This is a genomic window from Microcystis sp. 49638_E5, from assembly GCF_021300285.1.
GTDB classification, from domain to species: Bacteria; Cyanobacteriota; Cyanobacteriia; order Cyanobacteriales; family Microcystaceae; genus Microcystis; species Microcystis aeruginosa_C.
This window is the reverse complement of sequence record NZ_JAJTDH010000004.1, coordinates 17,959-28,782: the sequence shown is the minus strand read 5'-3', so window position 1 is coordinate 28,782 and position 10,824 is coordinate 17,959. Positions and strand designations below refer to the sequence as shown.

3 protein-coding genes are annotated in these 10,824 nt (G+C 43.4%); all 3 read left to right on the top strand.

Annotated elements, in window-relative coordinates; all coding sequences use genetic code 11:
* The first annotated feature begins 20 nt into the window (after window positions 1-20).
* Genes LW728_RS01410 through LW728_RS01400 form a run of 3 tightly spaced genes read left to right on the top strand, consistent with a single transcriptional unit; the run spans window position 21 to window position 10,816 of the window.
* A complete protein-coding gene (locus LW728_RS01410; RefSeq protein ID WP_287764834.1) occupies window positions 21-5,465 on the top strand; it encodes a type I polyketide synthase in 5,445 nt (1,814 codons plus the stop codon).
* A gap of 40 nt (window positions 5,466-5,505) precedes the next feature.
* Window positions 5,506-9,468 carry a beta-ketoacyl synthase N-terminal-like domain-containing protein gene (locus LW728_RS01405; RefSeq protein WP_287764832.1) on the top strand — a complete coding sequence of 1,321 codons (3,963 nt, stop codon included), beginning with the start codon at window positions 5,506-5,508 and terminating at the stop codon, window positions 9,466-9,468.
* A gap of 28 nt (window positions 9,469-9,496) precedes the next feature.
* On the top strand, window positions 9,497-10,816 hold the full coding sequence (locus LW728_RS01400; protein WP_287764830.1) for a flavin-containing monooxygenase: 1,320 nt from the start codon (window positions 9,497-9,499) through the stop codon (window positions 10,814-10,816).
* The last annotated feature ends 8 nt before the right edge of the window (window positions 10,817-10,824 follow it).

Sequence of the window (10,824 nt, the reverse complement as noted above, 5' to 3'; positions counted from 1 at the left end):
AGACAAGAGTTGTTAGGAAGATGAATCAACAAAAACAAGCTTTTTTAGAACAATACAAACACCTCGATGCAATGGTCAAAGCGCAAACCGAACCCATCGCTATTGTGGGGATGGGCTGTCGTTTTCCCGCAGGAGTCAATGATTCCGCAAGTTATTGGCAGTTATTGGTTAATGGCATCGATGCAGTAACAGAAATTCCCCTAGAACGTTGGAATATTGCCGACTATTATCACCAAGATGCCGATGTTCCGGGAAAAATGTATAGTCGGGAAGGGGCATTTTTAGACAAAGTTGACGAATTTGACCCGGCTTTCTTCGGCATCTCACCTCGGGAAGCCGCCGCCATGGATCCGCAACAACGGTTACTTTTAGAAGTCTGTTGGGAATCCCTAGAAAATGCGGCTATTGCGCCCGAAAGTTTGATTAATAGTCAAACTGGCGTATTTATGGGCATTTTTCGCGATGATTATGCCCAATTATGTTTTCATCAAGGCGTAGTCAATCACATTGATGCTTACAACAGTTTAGGAACCAGTCGCGCTATTGCCGTCGGCAGAATCTCTTATCTATTTGGGTTTCACGGTCCGACTCTGCAAATTGATACGGCCTGTTCCTCCTCCCTCTTGGCAGTACATTTGGCCTGTCAAAGTCTGCGCAGCCAAGAATGCAATCTCGCTTTAGCGGGGGGGGTGAATCTGATGTTAACCCCGGCCACTGCGATTAGTAATTGTAAATTAAAAGCCGTTTCTCCCCAGGGTCGCAGTAAAACCTTTGATGCTTCGGCCGATGGTTATGGTCGGGGCGAAGGTTGCGGTGTCGTGGTCTTAAAACGTCTCAGTGATGCTCTCCGAGATGGCAATCTTATTTTCGCCCAAATTCGCGGTTCGGCTGTCAATCACGATGGAAAAAGTAATGGCTTAACCGCCCCCAATGGTCAGGCACAGGAAGCTTTACTCAGACAAGCCCTCGAAAGAGCGAAAATTCAACCTAAAGATCTGCAATACGTCGAAGTTCACGGTACAGGTACATCTTTAGGAGATCCCATCGAGGTTTTATCCTTAGGGAAAATTTATGGCCAGGGTCATAGCCAAGATAATCCCCTGATTTTGGGAACCGTGAAAACTAATATGGGGCATCTGGAAGGAGCTGCGGGAATTGCGGCGTTAATTAAGACAGTTTTACAGCTACAAAATCAGCAAATCGCCCCTAATCTTCATTTTAAGAACCCTAATCCCTATATTCCCTGGGAAAAACTGCCGGTCAAAATCCCCACCACTCTTACCCCTTGGTTGGTCAGAGAAGGAGTCCGACGGGCTGGAGTGAGCGCTTTTGGGATGAGTGGCACTAACGTCCATTTAATCGTTGAGGAAAGCAATTTTGAGCGGCTTGGTGACGAAAAACCTCATTTAGAGCGTCCTTGTCATTTAATTACCCTTTCTGCGAAAAGTGAGCCAGCCTTACGCGAATTAGCTCAACGCTACTACGATTTTTTAGGTCAAAATTCCCAGACGGTCATGGCAAATCTGGCCTATACCGCTAATACTGGGCGATCGCATTTTGAGCATCGTTTAGCTATTCCCTTTCTGGCTCAAAAACAGCTTGAGCAAGCTTTAAAAGACTTTATTAGGGATGAAAATCGCTTTTCAGGTCAAAAAAGTATTTTAACCTCGAAAAAAGCCCCTAAACTGGCTTTTATGTGTACAGGACAGGGTTCACAATATCCCGGAATGGCTAGGGAACTCTACGAAACGCAACCGACTTTTCGCCAAACTTTAGAGAAATGTGACGAAATTTTACGGAGCTATGGGGTGAAATCCTTACTGCAAGTGTTATATGGGGACGAAAAAACCAGTCAGTTGATTAATCAGACTTTTTACAGTCAAATTACCCTATTTTCTCTGGAATATGCCCTCGCTCAACTCTGGTTATCTTGGGGAGTGAAACCCGATGCTCTCATCGGTCATAGTTTAGGGGAATATGTGGCCGCTTGTTTAGCGGGAGTCTTTAGCTTAGAAGACGGTTTGAAGTTAATTGCCCATCGGGGACGCTTAATGCAGACATTACCGAAAAACGGCATAATGGCGGCAATTTTTACCGATTCCGACACCGTGACCAATCATCTCAGGAAGATTAGGGGCATCTGTACCATTGCTGCGGTCAATAGTCGAGAAAATACGGTCATTTCTGGCGAAACTGAGGCTATTAACCATTTAATCGCTAACTTCAATCAGAGAGGCATTGAAAGTCAGACTTTAGCGGTTTCCCATGCTTTCCATTCTCCCTTAATGACGGGTATGGTGGGGGAATTTGCCAAGATTGCCGAAACTATCACCTATAATTCCCCGCGTCTCCCCCTTATCTCTAACCTGACTGGGGATGTTATCGATGCAGAGATAGCAACTTCCCAATATTGGGTTAATCATCTACTGTCTCCCGTAGAGTTTGCCCGGGGTATAGAAAGATTAGGAGAGTTAAATACGGAAATATTCCTAGAAATTGGTGCCAAAACCACCTTAATTAACCTAGGTCAGCAAAATCTCCCCGACCAAGGTCTCTGGTTAGCTAGTTTGTCCCCAAAACAGTCGAATTGGGAAACCCTGCTCCAAAGTTTAGCGACCCTTTATGTAAAAGGGGTCAAAATTGACTGGAATGGATTCGACCTGGATTATTTACGCGAAAAAATCCCCTTACCGACCTATCCCTTCCAAAGAAAACGCTATTGGTTAGATTACATTGATTCTCAGCTAAAAACCCCGACAGTAGCGGCAGCTTTCCACCCTCTCCTACAGCAACCGCTGCATCTATTGGGGTCAAAAGATGTCCACTATCAATCCTCTCTTTCTCCCTGCTCTCCGAGCTATCTGCAAGAACATCAAGTTTTTGGCCAGGTAGTTTTCCCAGCCGCGGCCTATCTAGAGATGATTATAGTGGCAGCTGGTCAACAATATCCCAATCAGCAGTTTACTATTGGTCAATTGAGTCTGAATCGACCCTTAATTTTCTCAGACAACCAGAGTAAAAAGGTACAGTTAAGCTTACTAGCGGGGGGACAATTTCAGATTCTCAGTCTTGGGGAAGGGGAAGTTTCCCTACTGCATCTATCCGGTAATTTAACCAATGAAAACCAGGACTTACCCAGCTGCAATTGGACAGATATCCGGAACCGTTGTCACCAAAAAATCGAAATTGCACAGCATTATCAGGACTGTTTAAGTAAAGGAGTGAACTACGGGGAAAGTTTTCGAGTTATCCAGGAACTTTACCGCAATCAGTCCGAAATTGTCGCAAAAATTCAACTTTCTTCCCATCTACTCTCGCAAGCGGTGGATTACCAGCTACATCCTGTCTTACTTGATGGTTGCTTTCACGCTATGTCGGCACTATTTCCCGCAGGGAATAGCACCTATCTTCCCACTAATATTGACCGATTGACCTTTTCGGGAGTTAAGGACACCTCTATATACTGTCATGGTCGCTTCAGCCATAGCAATTTGCAAAACGGCATCTTAATCGCTGATTTGACTATTTTCAGCGAATCGGGTCAATTAATTAGCCAAATTGACGGATTAACCTTTCAACAGGCCCGGCCAGAAACCCTCTTTTCCCAGACCAACGACCTCAAGGATAGTTTATACGAAATTACTTGGCAAGCCACGGACTTGACGGGAATGGATTGGACAGAAACAGGAGATTGGTTAATTTTTGCCGACAAAAAGGGAGTAGGGCAACAATTAGCCGAAAAATTGCTGCAACAAGGGCATAGATGCCAACTTATCACCGAAAAGAATCGCCAGACTTGGCAATATCTCCTCAAAAAACCCTATCAAGGTCTAATTTATCTCTGGGGAATCGATGACGACCAAGCTTTAGAAAATAATCAAAACCTAGCCGTCACTCAGGAGCGAATTTGTGGAACTTTGCTGGAAATAGTGCAAGAACTAGGCAAAATAGAGGTTAATTACTCTCCTCGCCTCTATATTGTCACCCAATCGGCTCAATACATTCCTTCTCAACCCACAGTGATTGCCCTTGCCCAAAGTTCCCTCTGGGGATTAGGACGGACTATTGCCCTAGAACACCCAGAATTGCGCTGTCTGTGTCTGGATGGAGATAAATTTCAGGATAGCCACACCTTAGCCCTAGAGGTGTTCCAATCTTTACAAAGTTCGGAGGAGGAAAATCAAATCGTTTGGCGGCAAGGCCAGAGCTATGTGGCTCGTTTAGGGCGATTTATCCCGAAATCGTCGCTAAAAAACCGAGAAATTGCCGAAAATGCCACCTATCTTATTACTGGTGGTCTAGGGGCCTTAGGGCAGCAAGTGGCTAATTGGTTAAGGAAAAAAGGAGCAAAATCCCTCGTCTTACTGAGTCGCCGGGGAATAACTCCAGAAACCCAACCAATTATAGACCAATGGCGACAAGAGGGAACCAATGTAGAAGTTTTTGCCGCCGACGTTAGCGACTTTGGCCAAATGCGTCGGGCTTTTGAGATAATCGAGCAGCAGTTACCCCCCTTAAAAGGCATTATTCACACCGCCGGGGTGTTAGAGGATGCCAGCTTATCCAAACAGACTTGGGAGAAATTTGAGCGCGTCTTTTCCCCCAAAATACTCGGCGCTTGGAATTTGCATCTCCTCAGTCAAGAAGTGGATTTAGACTGGTTTATTAGTTTTTCCTCGATGGCCTCGGTGTTAGGGTCTTCTGGACAGAGTAATTATGCTAGTGCTAATGCCTTTTTAGATAGTCTAGCCCATTATCGTCAAGCGCAAGGACTGCCGGCCCTGACTATTAATTGGGGTCCCTGGGCAGAGGGTGGTATGGCCGAAAATTTAGGCGAAAAAGCGAAAAAAAGGCTAATTAAACAGGGTTTTACCCCTCTTGATCCCCAAAAATGTTTACATCTCCTCGAAACATTGCTGACGACTTCTCGGATACAGGTAACTGTCGCTTCTCTCAATTGGAATAGCTTTTTTAACAGTTTCGAGAATCAAAAAATTCCGCCTTTATTACGAGATTTCCAAAGTTTTTCAGCCCCAAAATTAACCCCAGACAATAATTTTATTGATGTCTTAAGGACAATACCAATTGAGGAGCGTTTTGCGGCTTTGACTGCTCATGTTCAAGGGATTGTAGCGGAAATTCTCGCTATTCCGGCTAGAGAATTTACCCAAGTTGACCAAGGTTTTTTTGAGTTGGGAATGGATTCTTTAATGACGGTGGAATTACGAAATCGTTTAGCCAAGGATTTAGGTAAATCTCTGGCGGCAACTATCACTTTTAAATATCCAACAGTGACCAGTTTGGTCGATTATCTAGTAGCTGAAGTTATTGACCTTGACTTTAGTTTAAAACCCTTAGCAATAGGAGCAAATCAAGATAGCAATCTTGATCCCCTCAACGAAGAAGATTTATCCCTAGAAGAATTGTCCGATTTACTGCTACAGGAATTAAATTCCTTAAGTTAGAAAAGTAGACCTCAAACCCTATCTAAATAACCTGTTTACCATGACACAAACACCTGCCAAAACTGATCAAATGAGCTTAATAAAAGATGCCTTAAATCAAATTAAGGTCTTAAAAACTAAGCTACATATCCTAGAAAAAGCTAAGAATGAACCAATTGCAATTATTGGTATGTCCTGTCGCTTTCCCCAGGGAGCTAATTCACCGGAAACTTTTTGGGAATTATTGCAATCAGGAACCGATGCCATCAGCGAAATTCCGCCGCAACGCTGGAATATTGACAATTATTACGATCCTAAGCCCGATGCAAGGGGAAAAGTCTATACCCGTCACGGTGGCTTCTTAAATCAACCGATAGATCAATTTGACGCTGATTTTTTTGGTCTTTCTCCCCGGGAGGTAGCACAAATGGATCCGCAACAGCGATTACTGCTGGAACTAGCCTGGGAAGCTCTGGAAAATGCGGGAATATCACCCTTAAATCGGCGAGGAAGTCAAACGGGGGTATTTATAGGCATGATGACTCAAGATTACTCCCATTTTAGCCATCATCCCGATCTGATTGATGCCTATACGGGAACGGGAAATGCTAAAAGTGTAGCTTCGGGACGTTTATCCTATCTTTTTGGATTTCATGGCCCAACTTTAACGGTTGATACTGCTTGTGCCTCCTCTTTAGTCGCTGTTCATTTAGCTTGCCAAAGTTTACGCAATAACGAGTGTGAAGTTGCCCTAGCTGGGGGGGTCAACCTAATGTTAACCCCCTTCGTTACTATCATGGAATCCCGCGCCCAGATGTTGTCTCCTGACGGTCGTTGTAAAACCTTTGATAGAACAGCGAATGGCTATGTGCGGGGAGAAGGCGGCGGTATTATAGTTTTAAAGTCTTTATCTGCGGCTATTCGGGATAATAACTTGATTTTAGGACTAATTAAAGGTTCGGCCGTTAACCATGGTGGTACGAGTAGCGGTTTAACAGTTCCCAATCAACTTAGTCAAGAACAATTGATTCGTCAAGCTTTAAAAAATGCTCAGGTAAAGCCAGAGGACATTAGCTATATTGAAGCCCATGGAACTGGCACTTCTTTAGGCGATCCCATTGAATTAGGTGCATTATCGACAGTTTTTGCTAAAAATCCCCAACCGGTTTGGGTTGGTTCCGTCAAAACCAATATCGGCCATCTAGAAGCGGCCGCTGGTATTGCCGGACTGATGAAAGTGATTTTATGCTTGCAACATCGACAAATTGCCCCCCATCTCCACTTCCAGCAACCGACACCCCATCTAGACTGGGAAAATCAACCGCTGAAAGTTCCGACTAAAAACCGTGAATGGGTTAGTGAAAATTCTTCTCGTTTAGCTGGAGTTAGTTCTTTTGGCTTAAATGGCACTAATGCCCATATTATTCTCGAAGAATACCCTTACGAACCTCAAACGACTGCGGCACCTGATTCATCGCCCTATCTGTTCACCCTCTCAGCCAAGACTGAATCGGCTTTAATCAAACTAGCCCAAAAATACGCAAATTACCTAGAAAATGCAAAAAATATTGCTTTAAGCTCCATTTGTGCTACTAGCAATCGCAGTCGCTCCCAATTACCCCATCGTTTCACCTGTATTGTCTCTAGTCACTGCCAACTTCAAGAAAAATTAGCCGCTTTCGTTCAAGGTGAACCCAGTTCTTTTCGCCAAAAAAGTGAATTTAATGGCAAAAATCGGGCAAAAATTGCCTTTCTCTTTCCGGGACAGGGTTCTCAATACCCCGGTATGGGAAGGGAACTATACCAATGTTATCCTCTATTTCGTCAAACACTCGATCGCTGTGCTGAGATTCTCCGTCAATATGGGGACTATTGCCTAAAGGAGATTATTGACCAAGAAAATCATCTCAATCAAACTTTTTACAGCCAACCTGCCCTATTTGCTCTCGAATACGCCCTTTTTAAACTCTGGGAATCCTGGGGAATTAGCCCCCATGGGGTTATGGGTCATAGTTTAGGGGAATATGTGGCCGCCTGTGTTGCTGGAGTCTTTAGTTTAGAAGATGCCTTAAAATTAGTCTTCTATCGGGCTAAATTGATGGATTCTGTGGGAAAAAGTGGTTCAATGGTCGTTATCTCGGCTAGTGAAGCTGAAATTAGTCCCTTAATTGCCCCCTATCAATCTCAGGTCGCTATTGCCGCTATTAATGGTCAGGATAATATTGTCCTGTCCGGTGCTGCAGAGACCATAGAAACCCTGGTAAAACAGCTTCAGGTCAAAAATCTGAAAATTACCCGGTTAAATGTCTCTCAAGCCTTTCATTCCCCTCTGATGGAGGAGATTTTAGACGAGTTCCGACAAATTGCTGAAACTATCACCTATCATCCCCCCCAACGAGCCTTAATTTCTAACCTTAATGGCAACTTAGTCAATTTTGAGGTCACTACTCCCGATTATTGGTGTCGTCATCTCCGGTGTTCTGTTCGCTTTGCCGATGGGATAAAAACCTTACTGGACAACGGTTATGAGCTATTTGTCGAATGCGGCTCCCATCCCGTTTTATCGGGCATGGGCAGCCTACTGGATAAAAATTATTCTTGTCTTTGGTTGCCCAGTTTGCGTCGTCAAACCTCTGACCGACAACAGATCCTCGAGAGTGTCAGTCAGCTTTATCTGCGGGGATTCGCCCTGAATTGGCAAGAGATAACGGCCAATCAAGACAGTAAACCCTGTATCTTACCGACCTACACCTTTGAAAGAAGTAGTTATTGGCTAAAAACAGGCGACTTGACCCCAGAAGAAGCGCAATTATTGCCTGAATTGTCGAAATATCTCCTAGAAACACCGCCGCAACCGCCAGAAGTTGTCAAAACCACCACCGCATCATCTTCTGGTCATCTAATTACCCTTGACTCTTTGTTGGCCACACCCGCAGAGAAACAGCTTAAACAACTAGAAACCTACATTATCGGTGTTTTAGAACAGATTACTGGTTTATCCGTGGTCAAGCTACATACCAAGCAACCGCTCTCTAGTTTAGGCTTAGATTCTCTCATGTCCAGTCAATTACGACGTCAACTAGAGGAGGATTTAAAAATTATTGTTCCCGTGGAATACCTAGCGGGATTGAGTATTGAGCAGTTTTTACCGCAAATATTCAACTTAATCACCCAAAACTCCCAACCTGCAACTAGCCACAAAACTCCTCTCCCCTCAAAACAGAAAAAACCAATCAAGACGACTAAAGCCGAAAATATCTCTAATGATCCGAAACTTTGGCTAATTCGCAAACAAGCTAATCCTAACGCCAGCATTCGTCTATTTTGTTTTCCCTACGCCGGTGGGGGTGCCTCCCTATTCCAAAATTGGCTGAATTACTGCCCCAAGCAAGTGGAATTGTGGGCGATTCAACTACCCGGACGCGAAACGCGTCTTCAGGAAACTGCGATTACATCGCTAAAATCCCTGATTAATCGTCTCATTCCGATTCTGACTCCCTATTTAGACCAACCTTATGCTTTTTTTGGTCATAGCATGGGTTCTTTAATCAGTTTTGAATTAACCAGAGAATTAGCTAAAACTCGGCAAAATCTACCCCAACATTTATTTATGTCTGGATTTCGAGCGCCTCAAATTGTCAATCCCGATTTACCCATTCATCGTCTGGGAGATGAGCAATTTTTAGCAGCTTTAGGTCATTTTCAAGGAACCCCAGAAACTCTCCTCAAACATCCCGATTTAATGGCGGCTTTTTTGCCAATTTTACGAGCAGATTTCAAACTCCTAGAGACCTATTCTTATCAACAAGGTCAACCCTTAAATTGTCCTATTACCGTTTTTGGAGGCCACAACGATGCCAAGGTTTCTGCCGATCAATTACAACAATGGCAACTGCAAACCAATCAAGATTTTGTCCTGCATACCTTACCGGGAGGACATTTCTTTATCAATCAACATACGGAGAAAATTATGAAAATAATTTGCCAAAGTTTACGAGAGTTTCCTGAACAAATGACTGCCTAATCAACCAACTATTCAAGGGAGAAAAATCATGACTTTAGATTACAAAGAGCAATACTGTATTATTGGGGCTGGTGCCGCAGGATTAGCGGCGGCTAGAGCCTTAAGCAAAGCCAAAATTCCCTTTAATGTTATCGAATCTGCCCAGGATGTTGGGGGTATTTGGATTTATGATCGTCCCGATAGTCCAATGTATAAAAATACACATCTGATTGGTCATAAAACCACACAACCTTTTTCCGATTTTCCCATGCCAAAAGATTACCCAGATTATCCCAATCATCGGTTAGTCTATGAATATCTTCGCAATTATGCCGCTCATTTCAATCTCTATGATTTCATGGAATTTAATCTCAGCGTGGAGAAAGTAAAAAAGGTGGGTAACTTTTGGGATGTCACCCTTAGCAACCAAGAAACCAGACGATACCGAGGGGTTTTAATCGCTAGTGGTTATCATAGTAAACCGAATATTCCTCAATTTTCTGGGCATTTTGACGGGGAAATTATCCATTCAAAAGATTATGATAATCCCGCTCAACTAAATGCTAAAAAAGTCCTAGTAGTTGGAGCGGGACAATCAGCCATGGATTTAGTCGTCGAAGCCGCTATCAATGGCAGTAAAACTTTCCATAGTACCCGTCGTGGCTTTCTCTGTATGCCGAAATTTTTGTTCGGTTTGCCCCCAGAATGGGTGATGATTAACACGCCAATCATGAATCTAATTCCAGCGCAAGAACATATGAAAATGATGGCTTTATTATCACCAATAGCTCTATTCTTACAAGGAGTTAATCTCAAAAAACTCAATATTCCTACAGACTGTAAAAGTAACGATCTAATTATTCCCAACAGTGACCAACAAATCTATCGTTATTATGTGCATGGAGATGTCACCCATAAGCCTAATATCCAAGAATTAGACGGAAAGAATGTTATTTTTGCCGATGGCAGTACAGAAGAAATTGATCTGATTATCTACGCCACTGGTTACAAAATTGAATTTTCTTTTATTGACAAATCTGATTTAAATTGGCAAGAAGGAACCACCCAGCCTAACCTCTATATGAATGTTTTTCACCCAGAGGAAAATAACCTGTTTGTCATCGGAATGGTTCATCCCACTGGCACCCACTGGCGAGTATTTGAAGAACAAAGTAATTTAGTGGCCGCTTATCTACAAGCTCAGGATAAAAAATCCCGGTTTGTCTATAAATTTGAAAAGCTAAAACGTCAAATTAGTGCCAATTTAAGCGCCGAAAATAAACACCATAGCGGTACTCACTCCTTAGTGATTGACAAATTGGGTTATATACGCCAAGCCCAAGGATTAGCTCGCCGATTACTGGCTTAAATCTCCCA

Bases quoted from the DNA above. Each gene is read 5' to 3' on its own strand.
- LW728_RS01405 (WP_287764832.1), top strand. From the start codon at position 5,506: ATGACACAAACACCTGCCAAAACTGATCAAATGAGCTTAATAAAAGAT.
- LW728_RS01400 (WP_287764830.1), top strand. From the start codon at position 9,497: ATGACTTTAGATTACAAAGAGCAATACTGTATTATTGGGGCTGGTGCC.
- LW728_RS01410 (WP_287764834.1), top strand. From the start codon at position 21: ATGAATCAACAAAAACAAGCTTTTTTAGAACAATACAAACACCTCGAT.